The sequence below is a fragment of the Nonomuraea sp. K271 genome (assembly GCF_009908215.1).
Taxonomy (GTDB): domain Bacteria; phylum Actinomycetota; class Actinomycetes; order Streptosporangiales; family Streptosporangiaceae; genus Nonomuraea; species Nonomuraea longispora.
Genome location: NZ_JAAAHR010000046.1, coordinates 24,859 through 46,935 on the forward strand (window position 1 = coordinate 24,859; position 22,077 = coordinate 46,935).

The following is a 22,077-nucleotide window of genomic DNA, read 5'->3' on the forward strand; positions in this document are numbered from 1 at the left end:
CGCTCCTCGGCGTCACGGCTCTCCCCGGCGGGTTCGACGCGCGGGCGAGGCCGGGTGTCACATTTCTCGGCCTGGGCGAGTCGATTGTCATGAACGGCGATACGGAGAGACGTGACAGATGACCGAGCAGAATGCGTGGCCTGCCCAGCGCAGGGACCGGTGAGGGGTGATCTCGGCCGAGTCGCCGTCCCCTCCACTCCGTCCGCACGGGCCTGTCCCCGAGGTGGATGCTCATTCGTCAACCGCATGTGAGCTGAGCGGGCTCGACGACCTTTCGGGACTCCCTGTGGCTGAAATCTACGGAAGAAGTACGGAGAGGGCTGTCATCGACGAGGTGCTGGCTCGCGCGCGTGCCGGCGACAGCGGGGTCGTGGTGGTGCGAGGCGACGCGGGAATCGGTAAGACGGCGCTGCTGGAGTACGCCGCGGCCGGCGCCGCCACAGACATGCGGGTGCTGCGCGGTACGGGCATCGAATCGGAGACGAAACTGCCGTTCTCAGGACTGCATCTGCTGCTCGCTCCCGTGCTGCACCTTCGGAACAAGCTCCCAGGGCCGCAGTCCGAGGCGTTGGACGCGGCGTTCGGTCTGGTCGACCAGGCCAGGAGTGACCGGTTCCTGCTCGGGCTGGCCACCCTGTCGCTGCTGGGCGAGGTGGCGGCGGCGGAACCCCTGCTCGTGCTGGTCGATGACACGCAATGGCTGGACCAGTGCTCGGCTGCGGTGCTGTCGTGGGTTGCGCGCCGGTTGCGCGCCGAGGGCGTCGCGTTGCTTTTCGCCGTACGAGACGGGTACCCGACGCCCGCGGAGGGCGTACCGGACGTACGGGACCTGCGACTGACGGCCCTGGACCGGGGCTCCAGCGCCATGCTGCTGGGGGACCTGGCCGGTCACGTCAAAGACCACCTTCTGGCCGAGGCTCAGGGCAACCCGCTCGCCCTGCTGGAACTCTCGGCCGCGCTCACGCCCGAGCAGCGTGCCGGTGAACTGCCCGGCGCCACGTTCCACCTCCACCACGGCCCTATGTCCGGGCAACTGGAATCGGCCTTCGCCCAGCGGGTCAGAGCGCTGCCCGAGCGAACCCGATCGCTGCTGCTCGCCGCAGCGGCTGACGACAGCGGCGATCTGCACCTCGTGCTCACGGCGGGCCGACGGTTGGGCGCCGACGTCGCCGACCTGGAGCCGGCGGAGGACGACCGGATGGTCCACATTTGCGGTGACCGGTTGAGATTCACCCACCCGCTCTTCCGCGCCGCCGCCTACCGTTCGTCGTCGCTGCAGGCCCGCCTGGCCGCTCATGCCGCGCTGGCGGAGGCGTTCGGAGAAGGCGGCATGGCCGACCGAAGCGCGTGGCACCGCGCCGCCGCCGTACACGGCGCGGACGAGAGCGTGGCCGCGGAGATGGAACGCACCGCCGAGAACGCTCGCGCCAGGGGCGGTCACGCAGCGGTGGCCACCGCGTATCACCGAGCCGCTCAGCTTACATCCGACCTGGGGCAGCGCGCCCGGCGCCTGGACGCGGCGGCACAGGCCGCACTCGATGCGGGGATGACCTCCTTCGCGACCCACCTGGCCGATCGTGCCTGGCCGATCGCGCGCGACCCGACGGTCCGCGCCGGCCTGGCGATGGTCCGCGCGGCCATCGCCCAGGAGCAGGACTTGCGGGCCCGGCCGGAGGAGACGGTCGAGGCGGCCGCCGGGCTCGCGAAGCAGGCTCCTGACACCGCCGCCACCATGCTCCTGTTCGCACTGATCAGCGTCTGGAGCGGTGGCGAGCCGTACCAGATGCCCCAGCTCGCCGCCAGTACGGCCATCGTGCCCCGCTCTTCACCCATGCTGGCCGATGTCACCGCGGCGATCGCCCACCTCGCCGACGAGCGATGGGCGCAGGCCGTCCCCCGCATCAGATCGCTCGTCCACGGGATCTCCAGCGCCGCGAACCTGGCTACCTGGCAGCGCATCACCGTGCAGTGGTGGTTCCTGTGGCTCGCCGACATCCACGCGGGCCAGGAGGGCGCGGTGGTCCTGGCCGACCGATGCCAGGCCCAGGGCAACATCGGTCTGCTGCCCCGCGCCCTGCTGCATCTGGCGCGCACCCAGTTGCTCCTGGGCCGGCACCGGGACGTGCTGTCCACCAGCGAGGAGGGCCTGCGCGTCGCAGCCCACACCGAACAGCCCCATTTCGTCGGCCACCACGCCGGACTGCTGGCCTGCGTGGCGGCGATCGAGGGCGACCAGGCGCGGTGTGCCGAGTTGACCGAGGACATCCTCGCCGATGGTGTGAGCGAGCGCGGCATCGAATGCGTGTATGCACGCGCGCTGCTGGACCTGGGAAACGGGCAGTACGAGGCGGTGCTGCGCCGCCTCACGCGGGTGCCCCAAGCTCTGATGCGTCACCATCCGGCCATCGATCACAGCCTCGGCACCGCCACTCTCGTGGAGGCTGCGGTCCGTCAGGGCCACCCTACCCTCGCCGTAGCCCCTCTCGCCCGGCTGCAGCGATGGGCGCACGCTACGGGCCAGCCGTGGACCGTGGCCATCGCGGCACGATGTCAGGCCCAGCTTGCCGACGGCGCGGAGGCCGAACGGCACTACGAGCAGGCCATACGCCTACACCGGCAGGACGATGCCTACCCCTTCGAAGCGGCCCGCACCCATCTGCTCTACGGTGAGTTCCTGCGCCGCAGGCGGCAGCGCAACAGGGCTCGCCCGCTTCTGCGGTCCGCGCTCGACGCCTTCGAACAACTCGGCGCGGCCCCCTGGATCGACCGCGTCCGCGCCGAGCTGCGCGCCACCGGCGAGACCTCCCAGCCCAAGGAGCGGACGTCTGGGCTGCTGGACCGGCTCACCTCGCAGGAGCTGCAGGTCGTCAGGCTGGCCGCGGCCGGGCTCAGCAACGCCGGCATCGCGGCCCGTTTGTATCTCAGCCCTCGTACCGTCGGCTATCACCTGTACAAGGCCTACCCCAAACTCGGCATCGGCTCGCGCAACGACCTGGCCCGCATGGACCTCGACCCGGACGGCCGCGACAGCTCCGGTCTGAGCTAGCAGCCGTACGGGCACGCTCGGCAGCGAGCCCACGCCCGGACGGTCACCCTCGTGTGCGAAGGGGCGATTGATCTTGCCCGTATCGACCGCAAACCTAACTGTCGTGCCGCCCGGAGAACAGGCACCTCATCAAAACCCAGTCACCTGTCATATACGACACTTCTGACTGATCAGGGCGTGGTTCCCGAAGGGCAGCACGATCGCGGCGGCGAGCCACGCCGCATCCGGTTCGTGCAGGAGATCTCGGCCACTCGCATCACGGCCACGGACCGCTACACGCACGTGGCCGCACTCCAGCCGGCCGGCGTGTGGACGATGTCCTGTGGAACGGCTCTGACGGGCGACTGCAACCCTGATGTCCACAGGGACGTAACAAAGGACGGAGAAGGCCCTCACCCCGAGAACGGGTGAGGGCCTTTTCATGTGCGGAGGATCGGGGATTTGAACCCCGGATGGTGTTGCCACCAAACCGCATTAGCAGCTTGGAGGCTGGCCGTTCCAGGACGTTCATCGTGCACCGATGCGGCTATACAAACGTCCTGGAACCGGGTGGTACGGCGGGGGACTGCAACCCAAACTGCAACCCTAATGTCCGACCCTGTCAGCGAGCGTCCCGCCGACTGATCATCTCGTCTGCTGTCGACCGCCCGTAAGGGAAGCGGCAGGGGACTTCGCTCGTCGACCTGGACGAGGCCGCTGGTCATTCGCGGGCCATGAGCTGAGCGAGTAGCGCTACCACCACAGCGGCTCCTACTACGGTGGCCCCGACCTCGGGTGCATTCAGGGTCAGGACTGCGACGAGGACCTCTACATGTCGAACCAACCGTGCACTGACCTGCGATCGAGCCATGTGCCGCATCACTCATCTGCAGATCAGTTCTGCGGTGATGACGTTGACGGGTCTGCCAGGCCAGATGCAGCCCCCATTTGGCAGTCGAGATAGGTAACGGAAGCGTGGACTCACGCAACTCGAGCGACCATGTGCGACATCCTGTACTCATGGAACAACCTGAACCAGAGAGAGATGATCCCACGCTCGTACAGGGCGCAAGAATCTGTGTATGGCGAGTCTTTGGAATAAACAACGACTATCTCACGTCGAAAGCATCAGCGCCGGACTGGACCACCGAGATTAAGGATTGGCTAGCTTCCGGCGACTCTACCACCGTCACTGTTGGCGGCCCGCCCACTCTTGTTGCCGACGCAATGAATGCTGCTACCGCGACGATGCTTACCTCTTTCGGCGGTGGCGAGTGGCGGAAGGCGGAAGATCCGCTGAGAGCTCGCGATGAAGCCATCGACGAAAGTCTCCGAAATCGCGGACGCCCAGAGTTTCTCGATGGACAGGGACTTTGGGTGACTCTACAAATCAGCCGACCAATTGAAGTGCCCGACACAGGCACCAGGTATGCCTGGGTGACAAGTAGAGAAGCTCTACGGTTCAGCGAAGAATTCGAACTTGAAGCTGGGAGACATCTTGACGCAGTTGCCGCCTACGTCTCCCATGCTCTTGGCGATATGAGATTCGATCGTACCCTGGTAGGAAACAATCTCGCCTATTTTATTGCACCTGGCAAGATGCCGTTTTCGTTCGGGCGATCACAAGTTTTCCCAGTGACAGTCTCGCTGTCTCGTGACTGGAAGAGTCTGCCTGTAGCGGAAATCACTAATACCCTAGAGGCCGCTAAGAGTGTCCCGCCAAGAACACTAAAGGGAATCTCTTCAGCGGCACGGCTACTCTGGCTAGCGAAGGCAGAGGAAGACGCACTGCGTAGATTCCTTTTTGCTTTTGTCGGTTTAGAGTTGCTAGTCAATGCGTTCGTCACAAGTAGTGTGCGCGACGAGGTTGTCTCCTTGCTCAAAATAGAGACAAGTGGATTGCCAGTCGAAGGGCTTTTTTGGCCAACAACGCACAGCGACAAAGATTATCCGTGGCGCAATCTGGCATTCAAATTTTCACTGATGACGATTGCGCTCTCTCGAACAACCGCAGCGGATGACGTTGAGTTGTTTAAGATGCTCAATAAGGCTCGTAATAGCATCGCCCATGGCTCTGCCGGCGAGTCCGACGCCTATCCCTCAAGAGAATGCATCGAGCTATTCGATCGGTATCTCACCCTTGCATATGCGAGGACGCTCAGCGGGAAGAAGGCATGACCCATCGAAAACCAATGACCTATCGTTTGACGCCGGTGGCACCCTTGACAGGGTGGCCCTGTTGCAAGCGAACCTCAGGAAATGATCCGTAGATACCTCAGAACATAAGGATCATTACGCGCATGTTCCGGATCATCAAACCCAGACCCCAGTGTCGCAACCGTCCGCATCCGGGCGCAGAGCAGTCTGGAGAGCATCGTTCAGGGCAGCCATGCACGCATTGCCGTCGTTCTTCAACGATCTATACGGCGAGAAAATACAAATACGAGCCATCTGTGATCCGCACTTTTTCTCGGATAGAGATCTACCTAGGTGCCCGGACTCTCTGCTTCAATCTCTATACCGATCATTTCTGTCACCACTCCGAGAGATCGGATAGCCCTAGATGCCTGCACGAGCGTAATCTGCGAGAACGGAAACAGGGATTCAGGGGTCAAAACTTTTCCAACTTCCCCCGCCAACGCAAAAACGACTTTCCACGGAAAGCTGTCGTCGCTCAAAAGCCGATTCCGGCCATGTTCGCGGACGGCCGCACTGAAAGCCATGCGAACTTCCGGTACATTAACCAGCAGATCGACCGCCACAATTGCTTGATTGAATAGGTGACTAAGCGGTAGCGAGTTTAGCGCCCGCTTCACATATATAAGCTCGTTCTGAGGTCCCAGTAGATCGCAAATTTCAAAGCGGCTACGCCCGTCAGTGCCAGTGCGCACAAAATACCTGTCCATGCATATAAACGAAGAGTCTCTAGCTTCGACGGACAGGTTGTAATCCATCTCCTGCCCTAGCGCAGGCCAAGAGGGAAGAGTAATGGAAGGATTGACCGTTATTATCTCAGCTAGCTCCCGCCGACGCAGATCCAGATAGTTACCACCTTTTTCGGAGTGAATCGCATGGGAAGCCGCATTCCTTGTGAAACGGAAGTTATTCACATTGCCTAGAAGACTGCGGTTGGGAGCGGGAAGATTCTTTCCTAATAGCCCATGCCTAACGTGGGTGTATATGTGCTCCAACGTGAGCCATGTGGGTGCTAACGGTACTCCTGATCTGATAACCCTGACCAACTCGCGAGTGAACGATGTCATCTCGCTAGCCTGATGCTTCAATGGCACCACATGAGCAGGCGCGCTTCCCTCCGTGGCTGCGAATGTATAGACGCCGTCAATTGCAACGCTTTGAAGAATCTGATTGGAGACAGACAGAGCTTGAAGTGCACGTCCAGCGGCGCAGCAATCAAGAATTACTACTTTTGTCCGTGCTGGCGTATCGAGAAACGCTTCTCGTACCCAGGAGTAGCGCAATCCCGTGTAGTCGCAGTCACTAGCGACAGTATCAGTCAGAGTGAGACTTAATTCCCCTCTCGGCGTCAGCGTGCCATGTCCTACAAAGTAGAGCATGAAAATGTCATGCGCATCAGCAGCGATGGACCGAAGTTGCGCCGCCAGCCTCCCCGCATTGCTTGGATTCCTAATCATAGTCACGCGACCTTCTGGCCAACCGCAAAGATCTGAATCGGTGAGCACCTCATAGACGGCATCAAGGCTATTACGTGCTGCGGGGACGGGAAGGAATTCAGGATCATCGTAATCCGATACTCCGATAAGTACGGCTCGCGAAGCCGAGAAGTCTCGTGATTCGCTATTGCTGCTCATCTTTGAGTATTTCCTTTAGGAGATGGAGAGGGTCACTTACGCTTTGCGATCTGATCTCGATGGTTTTGTCCGCAGCTTTGATCTTGATGGTAATGTCCGACCGACGACTTCTAATCCAGGTCGTGAGAACACGCGCAAAGAGGGCTGTGGTGCCGCTGGATCCGATGACTATCGCCAGCGTATCGAGCATAGAGCCGAGTTCTGTGTCCTGGGGCGCCGCTAGCAGATACTGCACTTTTCCGTGCAGTTGACTCTCGCCATCAAGCCAGGCGCGCAAACTACGCAGCTCTCGCTCGGCGGCATCTCCTAAGATTGTTACGTGCAGTTCCATGATTTCACCCTCCGCATTATTGATATGCTCTAGCTGGGATGGCTGGCCGATGAATCAGTGGCGCGGGTGAAACGCTATTCGACGTCTCCCTCGCCTTCCTCTTCTGTTCCGGACTGCAAGGAGCCGTGCGCGCTAGTTGGAGTGACGCGCCTAGTTTGTTCTCTTTGCTCCTCGACTACTTGCCGCCACTCCGCTGCTTCAGCTTCCCTGCGTGGACGGGCGAGTTCTTGGGAGGCTTTCTCTACTGCTTTACGGAGCTTCTCGATTTCCTTTACCTGCTGATGGCGGGTTTTGATGGTGAGGTGTCGGAGCTTACGGTAGATCTCCAAATCGATCAGATAGGTGAGTGGTTCGACAGCGCCGTATGGTCCATCAGCCTCTACTGTTACGGTGTATTTACGAGGCAGGTCCTTCTTGAAGAACTGCCATCCGATATCGAATAGCGCCTCGATTCTGCGCCCAGGTGGCACATGAGGGACGCCCTGGGTGAAGATGAGGGCATCCGCGAGCTTCTCCCCATCGTCCCCATCCATCGAGGTCTGAATCGGTGGATTAAATCTGATCCGAACGTTGCGGGCGACTGTGGGTCCTACGTTCTCGACTATGAGAATCAGGGCCTCGGAGATGAAGTCGGACGCTCGGATGTCAACGACTACATATGGTTGCTGCGATTCTGTGAATGCGGTGCGGTCGAGCGCAAGCTGTTTGGCAGCAATCTCCGCCTGATCGCGTGCCGACACCGCTTGGTCCTTGGCTGCGTCAGCGGCTCGCTGAGCACCGGCCGATTGATCAATCGCAGCGCTGGCCTGCCGCCTGGCGAACCAGACCGAGAACAGAGAGACCACTAAGGCCACCACGGCCGCGATGGCAGTAAAAATGTCGGTCCACGCAGGACCGTCAGAGGGCGTCAACTCGGTCTCCTTAACTCTTCGGTGAATGGCGGATCCTATATCCTCCCAGAACGCAGCGTAGTTTGACCGCATGTTCCGCCCGACCTATGGACGCAGTTAGTAGCACTGAAGATCAGCCATGATGCTCGGTGAGCCAGGGTGAGGAACGAACCCTGGATCGTCGATCGCCCCTAGCCATCTACGACGACCAGCTATGCAGTGGCGATCGCAAGGGCTGCATCTGTGCGGCGGCGCGGCAACCCCGGTCAGAGCGTTCGGGTTGATACGGCGGGGCCGGCGTGCGGTGCCCGGCCCGGTGTCCCGCCGCCGTCCGGGATCGGCCCCCAGGCCGCACGCCCGGACGGCGGGCGGGTGGAGGGCCGGGGGTACGGCGGCGCGCCGCGCCGCCGCTTGATCCTCATAGGGACTATTCGGCAACGATCTCGGTTGTCACTGGGAAGTGCGTGTACGGCTTGGGGTTGGGCCGGTAGCTTCGCGGTGTGGCTGATGACGCTGAGCTGACGCGCTGGGTCGTGCATGGTGAGCGGCTGGTTTATGACAACCGGTGGATTCGGTTGGGGCTGGCTGATGTGGAGATCCCTGGTGGGGAGCGGTTCGAGCATCATGTGGTGCATCTGGACCGGGCGGCTATCGCGGTCGTGCTCGATGAGCGGGACCGGGTCTTGTTGATGTGGCGTCACCGGTTCGTGTTCGACCGCTGGGGCTGGGAGTTGCCGGGCGGCCTGGTCGATGCGGGTGAGGACCCGAAGACCACGGCAGCGCGGGAGATCGAGGAAGAGACGGGCTACCGGCCGGCCACGGTCGAGCATCTGGTGAGTTATCAGCCGATGGCCGGCATGGTGGACTCCGAGCACATACTGTTCCTGGCGCGCGGTGCCGAGCTCGTCGGCAAGCCGGAGGGTGAGGTGGAGGCCGACCGGATCGAATGGATCCCAATGGCCGAGATCCCCGCGATGATCGCCCGCGGTGACATCTGGACGTCGGGCACGCTGATCGGCCTCCTCCAGGCGCGGGAGTGGCTCAACGCCCAAGAGCGCGGTTGACCGCTCGCGAGAGTTCGTCGATGCGTCGCCGCTGCCGGCGGGAGCCGGTCATGGTGGCCAGGTGCTGGGCGCGCTGGATGTGTGGCTGAGCGGCTTCGGGGTCTCCGGCCGCGAGTAGTGCGTGTCCGAGGTCGCAGCGGACACCGGACTCGGCGCGGTTGTAAGTGCCGTCCATCCCCGCGAGTGAGGAACGGAGATCCTCGACGGTGCCGGGGTCGCCGAAGCGGAGCAGGCAACTGCCACGCCACCGGCCGAAGTGGTGCGCGTTGATGGACAGGTACGGCATCTCCGGATCGCCGTCCCCTTCCGGGAGGGCGGCGGCGGCCTGGTCGAGTGCCTGACGGCAGGCCACCTCGTCGCCGAGTACGGCGGCGGCTTCTGCTTCGGCGGCGGCAAGCCAGGTCCGCAACCGGGCTGGTACGCGGTTGCGGTGGGTGGCGTGGATGTGCTGGAGCAGCTCGGCGGCCTCGGCAGGCCGGCCCAGATCCATGAGCACGTACGCCTGCTCCCCTGACACGTACGCGAGCACGGCAGGGTCTTCGGCTTCTCGTCCGGCTGCTTTGGCGCGTTCGTAGTGGTTCCAGGCGTCATCGAGGGCGACGGCGTTGACGGCCTGCCATCCGGCCAGTGACGCGGTCTGGGCCAGTAGGTGGGCAAGTTGCGCGCGGATGCCGGGCCGTACGGCGTGGCGGTAGGTGCGTTCGATCTGGGCCATCTGGGCGCGCATCTTGTCGGCGATGGCGACTCCGCCGAGGCGGCGGTCCAGGAGGCGCAGGTTGTTGGTGTCGGTGCTGAGGATGGTGACCATGGTGGCGTCGATGGTTGCGGCGGCGTCCAACCGGGCGGCGAGGGCGCTGGTCTGCTCCTGGTGCTCGTCGTCGAAGTCGCCCGTGGGTGAGGCGGTGTCGAGCGGGGCCAGGCCGAGCAGCATGCGCGCGTGATCGGGCAGACCAAGGCCGGTGGCGATGCGTTCGAAGACGGCGAGTTCCTCGATCGGGCCTGCCGTGCCGCGCATGATCCTGTTGACGCGTGATTGGCCGATTCCGGTGGCGGAGCCGATGCGGACCTGGCTGGCGCCCGCGTATTTGACCGCAAGGCCGAATAGTCCGCCGATGTCGCGTTTCTTCAAGATCTCGCGACTTTCGTCACGGTCCCAGACCGATGCCGGTATCTCGACCGGGTCGAATCCGCTTTGCCGCATTGCTGACCTCCGGCTACGTTCCGAGGGTTGCGCATTGCTGTGCCGGAGAGCCTATATGCCCTCGTTGAATACCTCCGTGATATAGGCCGAAATGGTTTGCAGTTGAATGCTGTCCGGCATGACAACGCAGGTTAGTTGTACAGCATGTAGTGATCGCGGCTGGAAGATCGTCACGCGGCGCGGGCATGTCGCTGCGGCCCGGTTCGGCATGGCGGAGTCGGCCCGGCAGGACTGCCTCTACTGCGAGGGTCCGGCGGCACTTCATCAGCCGGAAGAGATGTTCGAGTGGGAGGTGTTCGTCACCTCCGGCGCCGGCGAGGAGTTGGGACCGTGCGGGTCCAGCTCGTTCCAGGCCACGGCGATGGACGCGTTGCGGACGGCGATGCGGCGGTTGCCTGCGGACGCCTGCGTACGGGGCCTGATCACGCACAAGATCTACGACTTCGGCATGGTCGCCGATGACTGGTCCCGGCGTGAGATCTTCCGGGCCTCGCTGGACGTGGCGGGCTCGGTGCGCTTCGAGCGGATCACCTCGTGAGCGCGCCGAGACGGCCGTTCGTTGATCCCGCCGAGACGGCCAAGCATCTGCAGTGGGCATTGGCGGAGGACGGGGTCAGCGCGGATGTGCACGCCGGTTACGGCCTGGCGCTGGTGTCGGTATGGGTGGGGCTCGTGGTCTGGTGCGATGGCGAGCTTTATTGGTGGCGAACCGGCTGGAACAGTGAGCGCAAAAGGATCATTTATGCCCGACACTCGGCAGAAGATCCTTTGCGCGCCGCCCGCCGTGTCGCCTTTCAGTACGCGGAGCTGCGCAAAATGCATCCGCTCAGCGGGGTGATCAGCGCAGTCGTCTCGGAGACCAAACCGGCAAGCGGAAATCCGCTATGAGCCGTTATGGGAGCTGCTTGTCGCTGCACCTTCCCGCGATGGATCCGGCGCATGCGACCTTGGAGTGGTCAAGATTTTCGCGCTTCTCGTATGCGCGCGTTCTCGCCTGGACATGCGCCGAACATCGAGTGACGTCGTATGAGTTGTGCTCGGCGGCCGGGCTGGCCTTTCTGCGGCGTACCGTCGCCGCCAAGGGCTGGTCAACGCCGATAGTCTCCTACAGCGACGCGTGGCCGATCAATGAGGGCCGCGCGATGTGGGCGGAGTTGGTAGCGGGCAGGCTGATATAGCGCTCAGGTGCCCCTGACAGGCCGCCTCTCAGCCGGTACTGTGCTTATGCAGACAAGTGGAAGACCGGACAGGCGGTTGTCATGAGCATGGAGTTCGCTCCGCCCAAGTACGCCCAGGTGATGGCGACGATTCAGCAGCGCATAGAGGCGGGCGAGTACGCCCCCGGCGACATGCTGCCTTCTGAGACGCAGCTTGTCCGGGAACTCGGCGTGGGCCGCACGACCGTGGTGCGGGCGCTGCAAACGCTGGCCATGCAAGGCTGGATCGAGCGCGAGCACGGGCGCGGTTCCTTCGTCAAGGGACGGCCGGACAGCTCAGCCGACCGGGTCCGGCCCGGCCTGGCGGCGGCAGAGCAGGCCGAAGCGACAGACAGCGTCGTGGCCGTGGAACGGGTGCCGGCTCCCCGCCACGTCGCCCGACTGCTGGGCATGGACGAGCGCACGCCGGTGATCATGCGCAGGCGGGTGGCCCGTCAAGGGGGCGTGCTGGCGGCGGTGGACACCTTCTGGTTCCCGCTGGAGATCGCCCTCGGCACCGACCTGGACAAGCCCGAACCGCTGCCACGCGGTATCCGCCATCACCTCCAGGCGGTCAAACACCTGCGCTTCGACCACGTCACCGAGCGACTGACCGCGCGCAAGCCGACCAAGGAAGAGACCGACTTGTTCGGCTCGTCCAACCCGGTGCTCGGCGTGCTGGCCACGGTGCATGATCCCGCTGGGACCGTCCTCATGGTGATGAGCGTTGCCCTGCCCGGTGACCTGCACGAACTTGAGGACGTGTACCAGGTTAGCTAGGTCTTACCCTCCCGCCACACAGAACCACTTGTGCGGACGAGTGGCGAGGCTTACTCTCAACTTAAGCGGACAAGTGGACGAGCGGATGACGGCCCGTCCCGTTGAGAGGAATCACATGGCTGTGCAAGGTCCCATCCCGATCACCTTCGAGCAGGTCTTCCCCCACGGCTGCTACCTCGTGGGGCAGGCCGAACAGGTCAAGGACTTCGACGCCTCGACCAACGGCAGGACCGTCTACGCCAAGGACAAGACGACCGGTGAACCGGTCTGGCAGGTCCCGGTCATGGACGGCGACCCGACCGTCAAGGCCGCGCAGAAGACGGTCGCCGTCAAGATCCTGTCCTCGACCGAACCTGTCGCCCCGCCCGCGACTCCGGGACTGCCGATCATTCCGGTGGAGTTCGTCGGCATGACCGTCACCCCGTACGTGAACGCCTCCGGACGACTGGCGTACTCCATCCGCTCGACCGGGATGCGTCCCCCGCGCGGCAGGCAGCCGCAGCCGGCCGGTAAGGAGACGACGACATGAGCGACCGGCCCTACACCTACATCACGCTGACGATGCCCGCCGACGAGACTCCACGCGTGGGCGTCTCCTTCCACACCTCGGCGCTGTGGGTCCGCTCCGGTGTCCTGCCGAGCGAGCGGCCGTACCTGGAGTTCGTCACCACCGAGGCCAACGTGTCGATCTCCTCGACGGGCCTGGGACCGGTCACCGAGGCCGACCTGGCCACCGCGCACGAGATCTTCAACGCCGCCGCTCACTACCTCACCGAGTGCGAACGCCTGCACGCCGGGATCACCGACAAGGCGGCCTAACAGGCAAGGCGGGGCCGCCAGAAGCGCCAACTTCCGGCGGCCCCTTGGGTTCTCCCCTGACTCCACATCACGAGAGGTTCCAAGCTTATGTTCAAGCGGCTGCCTGGTGATGAGGCCCGAAACCTGGTCACCACCACGCCCGACACGGCCGTCGTCTTCCGCCCGGCCGTCGTCACCACCCCTGCCATCCTCACTCTGATCATCTTCGCCTGGCGCTTGTTCGTCGGGCTCGTCCGGCTCGTGTGGCGGCATCCGGTCGCCATGCTCGCCGTCCTCACTCCTGGCGTTCTGACTGTTCTGTACGGCTGGCGCGTCGGCCTGCTGTCGACCGTCCCCGTACCGGTCGCCCTGGCCACCTGGGCACTCGCCCACCGCGCGAGCTTCGTCCGCTGGGTCGGCTGGCGGATGCTGGCCTGGTGGCGGCTGATCTGGGTGTACCGGCGTCACTGGCAACCCGTCATGATCGTCTCTGGTCTCGGCAGGCACCTGCGGGGCCGCGACTACCTGCCCCACCTGGGCAAGGTCACCTGCACCCCGTGGGCCGACCTGGTCACCGTCTGCATGCTCAAGGGACAGCCGGTCAAGGACTGGGCCGATCGCCTCGACCACCTCGCGCAAGGCTTCGGCGCGGCCTCCTGCCGGGTCGCGCTCACCAAGGCCAGTCGCCTCACGCTCACCTTCCCGCGCACCGATCCGCTGGCCGTCCCCCTGCCTGCGCTGGCAGTACCGGAGACCCCGACCGTGGGACCGGTCGAGATCGGCAAGCAGGAGGACGGGCGGCCGTGGCGGCTCAAGATTCACGGCACACACGTACTCGTCGCGGGAGCTACAGGAGCGGGCAAGGGCTCGATCCTCTGGTCGACAATCCGCGGGCTCCTCCCGGCCGTGCGGGCGGGCCTGGTCGAGATCTGGGCCCTCGACCCCAAGCTGATGGAACTGTCCTACGGGCGTGCCCTGTTCGGCGACCGGTACGCGGCCACACCCGAAGAGTGCGCCGATCTGCTGGAGCAGGCGGTCACGGTCATGCAAGCCCGTGCCGCCCGCTTCGCCGGCGACCAGCGCTCCCACACACCGACCATCGATGACCCGTTCGTCCTGGTCGTCGTCGACGAAGTGGCGTTCCTAACCGCCTACCAGGCCGACCGGGACCTGAAACGGCGCATCTGCGCAGCACTGGCCACCCTCACCACCCAAGGGCGGGCGGTCGGTGTCGGCGTCATGGCCGCCTTGCAGGACCCGCGCAAAGAGGTCATGAACATCCGCAACCTGTTCCCCGACAAGATCGCGCTCCGGCTCGATGAGTCAGAGCAGGTGGACATGGTCCTCGGCGACGGCGCACGGGATCGCGGCGCGCTCGCCGACCACATCTCACCCGTCCCCGAGCTCGGCGCGGGCGTGGCCTACATGCGGCTGGAAACCAGCCCCGACCCGATCCGCGTCCGCGCGGCCTACGTCTCCGACACCGACATCCGCGCCATGGCCGACACCTTCGGGAGAGCGGCATGAGGGTCTGCTTCCACGGCACCGCCGAAGAGATCGAACTGATCGCGGGACGCTCGGTCCTGGTCATGCTCACCGTCCGAGACCTGCCGCGCGTGCGCGCCTTCGAGGTCTTCGGCGTCCACATCTCCCGCCACCCCTACCAGGGCCTCTACCGGCTGTGCGCCGAGTTGGCCGAGACCGAGAGGAACGACCATGCGTGACCTCGCCTGCCGCCTCGACGGCCTGTGCTGCTCGGCCTGCCTCACCGAGGACTCGCTGTGGATGGACCTGGCGGCGGGCCTGGTCGAGTGCCGCACCTGCGGCCAAGGCGCGCTCATCGTCACCGACCACGAGCAGGAGGGCCAGTGACCTACGACCGGACCCTGCCCCGCTCCGAACGCCAGCGCATGCCCCACGCCCTGGACGTCGCCGTAGAGGTCGCCAAGCAGTACGGCGTGTGCATCCGCCCCGTGCCCCTGAAGCGGCTCGACACCAGCACCGGCACCTGGGAGATCCTCGACGTACCGTGCGGGGCCACACTGGAAGCCAAGTGCCCGCCGTGCGCCAAGCGCAACCGGCAACTCCGCATGGCCCAATGTCGGGAAGGCTGGCACCTGGAAGCCGAACCGATCATCACCCCGGACGAGCCCGACGACGCCCAACGCTGGCTGATCGAGTTCCGCGCCGACATCCAAGCCCAGCGCGACGCGGCCGAACAAGCGGGCGAGGACACCAGCGACCTGGACGACGTCATCACCGGCATCGATCAGGACATCAACGACAACGGCATGCGAGGCAACGTCCTCGGCCGCACCACACCCAAGCGCAACCGCTCGACCAGACGACGCCAAGACGCCCCGGACCTGCCCAAACGCAAGATGACCAACACCACCCTCGGCCGGACCTTCACCGGCACGGACGGCAAGACCTACCGGCCGTCGCTGTTCGTCACGCTCACCCTGCCCTCCTACGGCAAGGTCCGAAACGGCGTGCCGGTCGACCCCGACGCCTACGACTATCGGCGGGCCGCTCGCGACGCCCTGCACTTCCCCAAGCTGGTCGACCGCTTCGTGCAGAACCTTCGCCGCGTCGCCGGATATGACGTGCAGTACTTCGCGGCCGTCGAACCACAGAAGCGCCTCGCCCCACACCTGCACATGGCCATCCGGGGCACCCTCCCGCGAGCAGAGATCAAGCAGATCGCCGCAGCCACCTACCACCAAGTGTGGTGGCCTGCCGCCGATCGCATCGCCTTCGACGGCGAGCACCTGCCCATCTGGCAGGACGGGGCCGGCTACTGCGACCCGGCCACCGGGGAAGTGCTGCCCACCTGGGACGAGGCCCTCGACCAGCTCGACACCGACGAGACCGCTGAACCGCTGCACGTGATCCGCTTCGGCGTCCAGGTCGATGTGCAAGGCGTCCTCGCCGGAACCCCCGATGCCGACCAGTGCATCCGCTACCTGTCCAAGTACCTCACCAAGTCCATCAGCGACACCCTCACCCCGGACGACCAGGCCCAGCGGGAACACGCCGGACGGATGGCCGACGCGCTGCGCTTCGAACCCTGCTCGCCCGGCTGCCCGAACTGGCTGCGCTACGGCGTCCAGCCCAAAGCCGCCAAGCCGGGCATGACCCCCGGCCGCTGCCACGGCAAAGCACACAAACCCGACCACCTCGGCTACGCCGGTCGCCGCGTCCTCGTCTCCCACAAGTGGTCGAACAAGACCCTCGCCGAACACAAGCAGGACCGCCGCACCTGGGTCCTGGAAGCTCTCGGCCAGAGCGACCAGCCCACCGACCCGCACCGCTACATCTGGAGACCCGTCCCGGCCGGAGACGCCAACCTCGCGCCGCTGGCCGTACGCCTCCTGCGCTCGGTCCACGAGCGGCAACGCTGGCGCGCACACCTGGACCGACTCCAAGCCCAAGCAGACGGCCAAGATCTTTCGGCAATTCGAGAGGAGGCAGCGTAATGAACAGACTGTTCTACCGCCCCAAGGACGCGGCCACGGCTCTCGGCATGAGCCGTACGGCTGTCTTTCGCTTGATCAAGTCCGGCGAACTACGGTCGATCAAGCACGAGGGCTACCGGCTGATCCCTGCTGCGGCGCTGCTCGACTACGCCCGCGCTCTTGAGGATCGCGCTCAATCGGAGGTGGCGTGATGGCCACTCGGAAGCCCAACGGCCGCTCGTCCATCTATCTCGGCAAGGACGGGATTTGGCACGGCTGGGTGACGATCGGGATCAAGCCGGACGGTTCACCGGACCGACGCCACCGCAAGGGCAAGACCGAAGCGGAGGTCACGCGGAAGGTCCGAGAGCTTGAAGGTCAACGAGGGGCCGGCCACGTCAGCAAGCCGGGGCGTCCGCCCACCGTGGGGGAATGGATGGCGGAGTTCCTCGACGTGATCTGCGAGCGTCTCGTCCGCTCGGAGAAGATGGCGCCTCGGACACTGACCGACTATCGCTCCAAGTCGCGCAACTGGATCGTGCCGCTCCTCGGCAAGCACCGCCTCGACCGGCTCACGCCTGAGCACCTGGACACGGCGTACACGCGGATGCTGGACGAGGGCCTGTCGACAGGCTCCGTCCTCAAGGTGCATCGCATCCTGTCGCGCTCGCTCACCATCGCGGTACGGCGAGGCCGGATCACACGCAATGTCGCCACGCTCATCGATGCCCCCTCGGCCTCGACCGTAGAGATAGAGCCACTCACCAAGGACGAGGCTCGGCGCATCCTGGATGTGGCAAGAAGCCGCAGGAACGGTGCCCGCTGGTGCGTGGCCCTGGCGCTCGGCATCCGCCAGGGCGAGGCTCTCGGTCTGCGCTGGTCGTACATCGATCTGACGACCGGCGAGATTCGGGCATGGTTCCAGATCCAGCGGGCGGAGTGGCAGCACGGCTGCGACGATCCACACGCCTGTGGAGAGAAGTGGCACCGGAAAGCCTGTAAGAAGAACTGCAAAGATCATCGGCACCTGCGGACCTGCACGGCGAACTGCAAGAAGCGCGCCCACACCTGCTACAGACGTCCCTGCCTGAAGGACTGCACCAGCCATGCGGACAAGTGCCCCAAGCGGTCCGGTGGCGGCCTCGTCTTCCGGCAACGCAAGGGCAAGAGCAAGCTCACCCTCCAGTGTCCGCCCGCGCTCCTGGCTCTCCTCGCGGCCCACAAGAAGGTGCAGGCGGCGGAGCGCCTGAAGGCGGGGGATCGGTGGACCGACCATGACTTGGTCTTCACGACGCAGCACGGCGGGCCGATCGAGCGTACAGAGGACTGGAAGCAGTGGAAGTCCATCCTCAAGCAGGCCGGCGTACGAGACGCCAGAGTGCACGACGCACGGCACACCGCCGCGACCCTGTTGATAGAGCAGGGCGTCCACATCCGCGTGGTTCAGGAGGTCCTCGGCCACACGCGGGTGACCACGACGGAGCGCTACACCCACGTGGCGACTCTCCAGATGAGGGACGCCAGCGACCGCATGGACGCGGCCCTGTGGGGCTCGGCCTGAGGGGCAACTGCAACCCGAACTGCAACCTTGACGTCTCAGGAACGACAAAGGCCCTCGACCCGACGAACGGGCGAGGGCCTTTCACCTGCGGAGGATCGGGGATTTGAACCCCGGATGGTGTTGCCACCAAACCGCATTAGCAGTGCGGCGCCATAGACCTGACTAGGCGAATCCTCCTGGAAGCCATCGCGGCTCAGCACAGCGTACCGGCCTTCCGGCGAGGCGGCAAAGCGATTCCTCGCCCGGCTTCGCCAAGAGTTATCAACAGGCTGTGGGTAACTGTCTGTGGATGAAGCCCGTCCACAGCGTGGACGGGCTTTGGGGCTGTGGACAACCGTAACGCAGGCTCGGGTCAGGCAGGGTTGGCTTCGCCCTCGATCTCGATCTTGACCCTCTTGCCCACGAGCACCCCACCCGTCTCCAGGGTCTGGTTCCAGGTCAGGCCGAAGTCCTCGCGGTCGATCTCCGTGGTGATCGAGAAGCCCCAGACGGCCTGGCCCCACGGGTTCGTGCCGACTCCGCCGTACTCGACCTTGAGTTCGACCTCCTTGGTGACGTCGCGGATGGTCAGGTCGCCGGCGACGGTGAACTCGTCGTCCTTGTGCCCGACCACGCGGGTGGTCCTGAAGGTGATTTCCGGGTACTTCTCGACGGAGAGGAAGTCGTCGCCGCGAAGGTGGCCGTCGCGGTCGGCGACGCCCGTGGAGATGCTCTCGGTCTTGATGGTGAGCTCTGCGGACGACTCCAGCGGGTTGTCGGCGATCGTGACCGAGCCGCTGAAGGAGTCGAACGTGCCGCGGACCTTGCTGACCATCATGTGCTTGACCACGAACCCGACGTTGGTGTGGGCGGCGTCAAGGGTGTAGGTGCCGGCGGCGGGGATGGTCAGGGACTCCCAGGTGCGAGTGGTCATCGAAGGGTCTCCTTGGAAGGGGTTCGGTGCAGTTGCCTGCGACAACAAATATCTACACGAGGAATATTCCAACCGTCAACTACCGTCGGGTAGGCTGTGAGTGTGCTGAATTTCGACGACTCCCGGTTGACGGCCATCGGACTGCTGAGCGAGGTGCACGCCGGACTGATGGCCCGGTTCCAGCCCGTGATGACCGCCGCGGGGTTGTCCGAGATCGACTTCGAGACCCTCATCCGGCTGGCTCGTTCGCCCCGGCAGCGGCTGCGGATGAGCGACCTCGCCGCCCAGACCGGGCTGTCCACCAGCGGCGTGACCCGGGTCGTCGACCGGCTCGAACGCGAAGAGCTGGTGCGCCGCGAGGCGTGCCCCACCGACCGCAGGGCCTCCTACGCGGTGCTGACCGACGCCGGGCGCGAGCGGCTGGAGGTCGTGGTGCCGCAGCACCTCCAGGACATCGACGACTGCCTCACCGGGCTCCTGAGCACGTCCGAGCTGGAGGCGTTCCTCGGCAGCCTGCGCAAGATCAGAGACGTCGTACGCCCGTGCGCCACCGCAGGCGCACAGGAGGCCGAGGCGCGGGTCTCATCGTGACGGCAGCAGCGCGCTGCGCAGTTTGGCCATCGCCCGCGACACCGTGCTCTTGACCGTGCCGACGCTGATGCCCAGCGTCCTGGCGATCTCCGGCTCGGTCATGTCCTCGTAGTAGCGCAGCACGATCGCCGCCCGCATCCGCTCGGGCAGTTCCTCCAGCGCCTGTTCGAGCTGCTCGTGAACCTCGCCGCCGCCGACCGCCTCGTGCGTGGGGGTCTCGGGCAGGTCGGCCGAGGGATACTCCTCCAGTTTGCGGCGCCGCCACTGCGAGATGTTGATGTTCACCATGGCCCGTCGTACGTAACCGTCGAGCGCCCCTCTGTCCTCGATCCTGTCCCAGGCGAGGTACGTCTTGGTGAGCGCGTTCTGCAGCAGGTCCTCGGCGTCCAGCGGATGCCCGGTGAGCTGGTTGGCGGCACGCAGCAGGGCCGGCCCGCGGGCCAGCACGTACTCGCGGAACTCGTCTTCCCAGCTGGTGGTCTGCATCGTGGCCAGAATCGCAGCCCGATGCCCCATTGGGCCTGAACCGGAATTCAGGTTTCGGCCCGCCCACGACAAAGGTCCGTCAAGGTCGGTGGCGGTTTGTACGCCGCCGGGTGTCTAGTCACTTCCCCGGGGTTGCGTATTTTGCTCTTGTCTGCCCCGGTACGGTGTATGCCACCCCCAAGTCGTGTGAATCTAGTACCCGACGAGGGAGGGGCGATGGGGTATCCGAGCGTTGAGCGCCGCCGGGTGCTCGCCGCCGCCGTACTGGGCCGCGCGCCGGATCCCGCTCCGGACGACGCGGACCCTTTACGCGCCGTCGCCGGCGAGATCCTGGACGTCAGTCCGCACCTGATCATCATCGAGACCCCCGACGGCGCCGAGGAACGGCTCGTGATCGCGCCGTGGGCCACCGCGTGGCACGGAAAGGACGCGGCGCCGACCGACCTTCCCGTGGGTTCCATGGTCCTGATGCGCGCCCTGCGCGAAGGGCGCGTGGTCGAGCGGATCTGGGCCGACGCCACGCGCATCACGGGAACGATCCTGTCCGTCCAGGGACGCAGGGACCTGACGGTCGAGCTCGACTGCGGGCCGCACCGCGGCCACCGCACGATCACGATCCCCTACCGTGCCTCAGGACGCCTGCAGGTACGGCATCCCAAGTTCGAGCCCGGTTACCTGTTCGACGCCATCGGCGTCAGGCAGGACGGCGGGAGCCTGGCGCTGCTGCCCGCCACCTCCCAGCCCCCCTACCTCGCACGGGCCGTGCCCGCCCCGCCGCACGTGCACGCGGGCATGCCGGCCGGCATCGCGGGCACCGCCACCTGGTCCGACACGTTCGACCAGGAGGAGCGGGGCGCTGCCTACCCGATGCTGGAGCGCACCGACACGGGCTGCGCGCAGGCGGGGGTGTCGTGTGCCGGCCTGCCGTACCTGTCGGTCGGGTCGCTGCTCCGGGTCACGAACGTGTGCTCCACCCGCTCCGCCGACGTTCCGGTGGTGGCGTGCGGATGTGTGGCCGGGCGGTTCTGCGACCGGTGCGTCGAGTGCGACACCTCGCCGCGCGGGCGGATCGTGGAGTTGTCGCCGTTCTCCTACGTGGAACTGGGCGGCGACCTGGTCAACGGGTGCTTCAATGCTCAGATCGGATTGGGGTGAGGCACGTGTGGGAATCGCAGCTCCCGCTGCTGGTCGTGCTGCTCGTTCTGGGGACCATGGCCAAGGTGGTCACGGTCCGCCTGAAGAGTGAGCCGGGCGAGCTGGCCAGGCTCGGGCCGGCGGTCCTGGTGCCGGGGCGCCTGCGGGCCCCCGCGCTGCTGGTGTGCGCGGCCGTCGAGCTGGTGCTGGCCGCGGGTCTCCTGGCGACCAGCCATACGATCTTCAGGTGGGCCACTGTCGCCTTCTTCGCGATGTCGACGTACGTGCTGCTGGAGCTGCGCAGGCGGCGGCCGGACGCGGGGTGCGGTTGCTTCGGCGAGGTGAGCTCGGCGCCGGTCGGCTGGCGTTCGATCGGCCGGACCGCGGCGTTGACCGGGATGGCCGGGATGTCGGTGCTGGCGCCGGCGCCGGGGTGGGTGGCCGTGCTGAACCCGTCGTGGCTCACGGTCGCGGGGGCGGCCCTGGTGCTCGTGTTGTCGCCGGAGATCGACGAGCTGATCGCCCGCGCCCGTTTCCGTACCCCGTGCGAGCAGCAGCGCGGCCCGTCGGAGTCGGCGTCGCTCGCCCGGCTCAGGTCGAGTGGCGCCTGGCGCGACCACCGGGCCGGGCTGACGTCGCCGGAGCCGTACGACAGCTGGCGCGAGCTGTGCTGGCGCTTCTTCGCCTTCCAGAACCACGACAACGACGACGTCGTCTTCGCCGTCCAGCTGAGCGGCCGGCGCCCGGCGGTGCGGACGGCCGTGGTCGGCTCGGAGGGCAGCGAGTCTCTGACGAAATATACGCCGGTATCGGCCTGAC

At 65.4% G+C, this 22,077-nt stretch carries 23 protein-coding genes and 1 tRNA gene; 17 read left to right on the forward strand and 7 right to left on the reverse strand.

The genetic code is table 11. The features are described from left to right. Window positions 1–286: 286 nt before the first annotated feature. A complete protein-coding gene (locus tag GUY59_RS18070) occupies window positions 287–3,046 on the forward strand; it encodes a helix-turn-helix transcriptional regulator (RefSeq protein WP_161714591.1) in 2,760 nt (919 codons plus the stop codon). 999 nt (window positions 3,047–4,045) lie between these two features. Continuing rightward, complete coding sequence (locus GUY59_RS18075) at window positions 4,046–5,203, forward strand: hypothetical protein (protein WP_138201591.1); 1,158 nt, start codon at window positions 4,046–4,048, stop codon at window positions 5,201–5,203. A gap of 308 nt (window positions 5,204–5,511) precedes the next feature. Here GUY59_RS18075 and GUY59_RS18080 read toward each other — a convergent pair whose 3' ends face one another. The 3 genes from GUY59_RS18080 to GUY59_RS18090 form a co-directional block, all read right to left on the reverse strand. Then, window positions 5,512–6,855, reverse strand: coding sequence for a caspase, EACC1-associated type (locus GUY59_RS18080; RefSeq protein ID WP_138201590.1), 1,344 nt, complete (start codon window positions 6,853–6,855; stop codon window positions 5,512–5,514). Then, window positions 6,842–7,186, reverse strand: a complete 345-nt coding sequence (locus tag GUY59_RS18085; RefSeq protein ID WP_138201589.1) for an effector-associated constant component EACC1 — start codon at window positions 7,184–7,186, stop codon at window positions 6,842–6,844. Before GUY59_RS18085 ends, GUY59_RS18080 begins: the two co-directional genes overlap by 14 nt. 74 nt (window positions 7,187–7,260) lie before the next feature. Beyond that, a complete protein-coding gene (locus GUY59_RS18090) occupies window positions 7,261–8,097 on the reverse strand; it encodes a hypothetical protein (RefSeq protein ID WP_138201588.1) in 837 nt (278 codons plus the stop codon). Window positions 8,098–8,576: 479 nt separating this feature from the next. On the opposite strand from GUY59_RS18090, the gene GUY59_RS18095 reads away from it, so the two are divergent. Further along, window positions 8,577–9,140 (forward strand): NUDIX hydrolase, encoded by a 564-nt coding sequence (locus GUY59_RS18095; protein ID WP_138201587.1) that lies wholly within the window; start codon window positions 8,577–8,579, stop codon window positions 9,138–9,140. Here GUY59_RS18095 and GUY59_RS18100 read toward each other — a convergent pair. Continuing rightward, a complete protein-coding gene (locus GUY59_RS18100; protein WP_236667252.1) occupies window positions 9,118–10,269 on the reverse strand; it encodes an XRE family transcriptional regulator in 1,152 nt (383 codons plus the stop codon). The genes GUY59_RS18095 and GUY59_RS18100 overlap by 23 nt on opposite strands. 190 nt (window positions 10,270–10,459) lie before the next feature. On the opposite strand from GUY59_RS18100, the gene GUY59_RS18105 reads away from it, so the two are divergent. From GUY59_RS18105 to GUY59_RS18155, 11 genes are all read left to right on the forward strand, one after another. Next, the gene (locus GUY59_RS18105) at window positions 10,460–10,879 is read left to right on the forward strand and encodes a hypothetical protein (RefSeq protein ID WP_236667253.1); all 420 of its coding nucleotides are present in this window, start codon (window positions 10,460–10,462) and stop codon (window positions 10,877–10,879) included. After that, complete coding sequence (locus GUY59_RS18110) at window positions 10,876–11,229, forward strand: hypothetical protein (RefSeq protein WP_138201585.1); 354 nt, start codon at window positions 10,876–10,878, stop codon at window positions 11,227–11,229. Before GUY59_RS18105 ends, GUY59_RS18110 begins: the two co-directional genes overlap by 4 nt. Window positions 11,230–11,600: 371 nt before the next feature. Next, window positions 11,601–12,317 carry a GntR family transcriptional regulator gene (locus GUY59_RS18115; protein WP_138201584.1) on the forward strand — a complete coding sequence of 239 codons (717 nt, stop codon included), beginning with the start codon at window positions 11,601–11,603 and terminating at the stop codon, window positions 12,315–12,317. 115 nt (window positions 12,318–12,432) lie between these two features. Beyond that, entirely contained in the window at window positions 12,433–12,846 is a 414-nt protein-coding gene (locus GUY59_RS18120) for a plasmid replication, integration and excision activator (protein WP_138201583.1), read from the forward strand. After that, a complete protein-coding gene (locus GUY59_RS18125) occupies window positions 12,843–13,136 on the forward strand; it encodes a hypothetical protein (RefSeq protein ID WP_138201582.1) in 294 nt (97 codons plus the stop codon). The genes GUY59_RS18120 and GUY59_RS18125 overlap by 4 nt, the downstream gene beginning before the upstream one ends. An 87-nt stretch (window positions 13,137–13,223) precedes the next feature. After that, entirely contained in the window at window positions 13,224–14,642 is a 1,419-nt protein-coding gene (locus GUY59_RS18130) for an FtsK/SpoIIIE domain-containing protein (protein ID WP_138201581.1), read from the forward strand. Continuing rightward, on the forward strand, window positions 14,639–14,839 hold the full coding sequence (locus GUY59_RS18135; protein WP_138201580.1) for a hypothetical protein: 201 nt from the start codon (window positions 14,639–14,641) through the stop codon (window positions 14,837–14,839). The genes GUY59_RS18130 and GUY59_RS18135 overlap by 4 nt, the downstream gene beginning before the upstream one ends. Next, a complete protein-coding gene (locus GUY59_RS18140; protein ID WP_161714592.1) occupies window positions 14,832–14,987 on the forward strand; it encodes a hypothetical protein in 156 nt (51 codons plus the stop codon). Before GUY59_RS18135 ends, GUY59_RS18140 begins: the two co-directional genes overlap by 8 nt. Window positions 14,988–15,025: 38 nt before the next feature. Continuing rightward, the gene (locus tag GUY59_RS18145; protein WP_171055415.1) at window positions 15,026–16,594 is read left to right on the forward strand and encodes a replication initiator; all 1,569 of its coding nucleotides are present in this window, start codon (window positions 15,026–15,028) and stop codon (window positions 16,592–16,594) included. Next, complete coding sequence (locus GUY59_RS18150; RefSeq protein WP_138201579.1) at window positions 16,594–16,785, forward strand: helix-turn-helix domain-containing protein; 192 nt, start codon at window positions 16,594–16,596, stop codon at window positions 16,783–16,785. Before GUY59_RS18145 ends, GUY59_RS18150 begins: the two co-directional genes overlap by 1 nt. Then, complete coding sequence (locus GUY59_RS18155) at window positions 16,785–18,134, forward strand: tyrosine-type recombinase/integrase (protein ID WP_138201578.1); 1,350 nt, start codon at window positions 16,785–16,787, stop codon at window positions 18,132–18,134. The genes GUY59_RS18150 and GUY59_RS18155 overlap by 1 nt, the downstream gene beginning before the upstream one ends. A gap of 88 nt (window positions 18,135–18,222) precedes the next feature. Here GUY59_RS18155 and GUY59_RS18160 read toward each other — a convergent pair. After that, a tRNA-Ser gene (locus tag GUY59_RS18160) sits at window positions 18,223–18,311 on the reverse strand. Window positions 18,312–18,486: 175 nt separating this feature from the next. Next, complete coding sequence (locus GUY59_RS18165; protein ID WP_138201577.1) at window positions 18,487–19,047, reverse strand: YceI family protein; 561 nt, start codon at window positions 19,045–19,047, stop codon at window positions 18,487–18,489. 102 nt (window positions 19,048–19,149) lie between these two features. Here GUY59_RS18165 and GUY59_RS18170 point away from each other — a divergent pair, with 102 nt between their 5' ends. After that, complete coding sequence (locus GUY59_RS18170) at window positions 19,150–19,638, forward strand: MarR family winged helix-turn-helix transcriptional regulator (protein ID WP_252374976.1); 489 nt, start codon at window positions 19,150–19,152, stop codon at window positions 19,636–19,638. On the opposite strand, the gene GUY59_RS18175 is transcribed toward GUY59_RS18170, so the two are convergent. Further along, window positions 19,630–20,124: a SigE family RNA polymerase sigma factor gene (locus tag GUY59_RS18175; RefSeq protein WP_138201576.1), complete on the reverse strand. Its 495-nt coding sequence runs from the start codon at window positions 20,122–20,124 to the stop codon at window positions 19,630–19,632. The genes GUY59_RS18170 and GUY59_RS18175 overlap by 9 nt on opposite strands. A 216-nt stretch (window positions 20,125–20,340) precedes the next feature. Here GUY59_RS18175 and GUY59_RS18180 point away from each other — a divergent pair, with 216 nt between their 5' ends. Beyond that, window positions 20,341–21,279, forward strand: coding sequence for a hypothetical protein (locus GUY59_RS18180; protein WP_138201575.1), 939 nt, complete (start codon window positions 20,341–20,343; stop codon window positions 21,277–21,279). 5 nt (window positions 21,280–21,284) lie between these two features. Next, on the forward strand, window positions 21,285–22,076 hold the full coding sequence (locus GUY59_RS18185) for a MauE/DoxX family redox-associated membrane protein (protein ID WP_252374975.1): 792 nt from the start codon (window positions 21,285–21,287) through the stop codon (window positions 22,074–22,076). The last annotated feature ends 1 nt before the right edge of the window (window position 22,077 follow it).

Coding starts and splice junctions, on each gene's coding strand:
- GUY59_RS18150 (WP_138201579.1), top strand. CDS start 16,594: ATGAACAGACTGTTCTACCGCCCCAAGGACGCGGCCACGGCTCTCGGC.
- GUY59_RS18075 (WP_138201591.1), top strand. CDS start 4,046: ATGGAACAACCTGAACCAGAGAGAGATGATCCCACGCTCGTACAGGGC.
- GUY59_RS18130 (WP_138201581.1), top strand. CDS start 13,224: ATGTTCAAGCGGCTGCCTGGTGATGAGGCCCGAAACCTGGTCACCACC.
- GUY59_RS18135 (WP_138201580.1), top strand. CDS start 14,639: ATGAGGGTCTGCTTCCACGGCACCGCCGAAGAGATCGAACTGATCGCG.
- GUY59_RS18145 (WP_171055415.1), top strand. CDS start 15,026: ATGCCCCACGCCCTGGACGTCGCCGTAGAGGTCGCCAAGCAGTACGGC.
- GUY59_RS18080 (WP_138201590.1), bottom strand. CDS start 6,855: ATGAGCAGCAATAGCGAATCACGAGACTTCTCGGCTTCGCGAGCCGTA.
- GUY59_RS18155 (WP_138201578.1), top strand. CDS start 16,785: ATGGCCACTCGGAAGCCCAACGGCCGCTCGTCCATCTATCTCGGCAAG.
- GUY59_RS18175 (WP_138201576.1), bottom strand. CDS start 20,124: ATGCAGACCACCAGCTGGGAAGACGAGTTCCGCGAGTACGTGCTGGCC.
- GUY59_RS18120 (WP_138201583.1), top strand. CDS start 12,433: ATGGCTGTGCAAGGTCCCATCCCGATCACCTTCGAGCAGGTCTTCCCC.
- GUY59_RS18140 (WP_161714592.1), top strand. CDS start 14,832: ATGCGTGACCTCGCCTGCCGCCTCGACGGCCTGTGCTGCTCGGCCTGC.
- GUY59_RS18115 (WP_138201584.1), top strand. CDS start 11,601: ATGAGCATGGAGTTCGCTCCGCCCAAGTACGCCCAGGTGATGGCGACG.
- GUY59_RS18180 (WP_138201575.1), top strand. CDS start 20,341: ATGGGGTATCCGAGCGTTGAGCGCCGCCGGGTGCTCGCCGCCGCCGTA.
- GUY59_RS18125 (WP_138201582.1), top strand. CDS start 12,843: ATGAGCGACCGGCCCTACACCTACATCACGCTGACGATGCCCGCCGAC.
- GUY59_RS18165 (WP_138201577.1), bottom strand. CDS start 19,047: ATGACCACTCGCACCTGGGAGTCCCTGACCATCCCCGCCGCCGGCACC.
- GUY59_RS18085 (WP_138201589.1), bottom strand. CDS start 7,186: ATGGAACTGCACGTAACAATCTTAGGAGATGCCGCCGAGCGAGAGCTG.
- GUY59_RS18105 (WP_236667253.1), top strand. CDS start 10,460: ATGACAACGCAGGTTAGTTGTACAGCATGTAGTGATCGCGGCTGGAAG.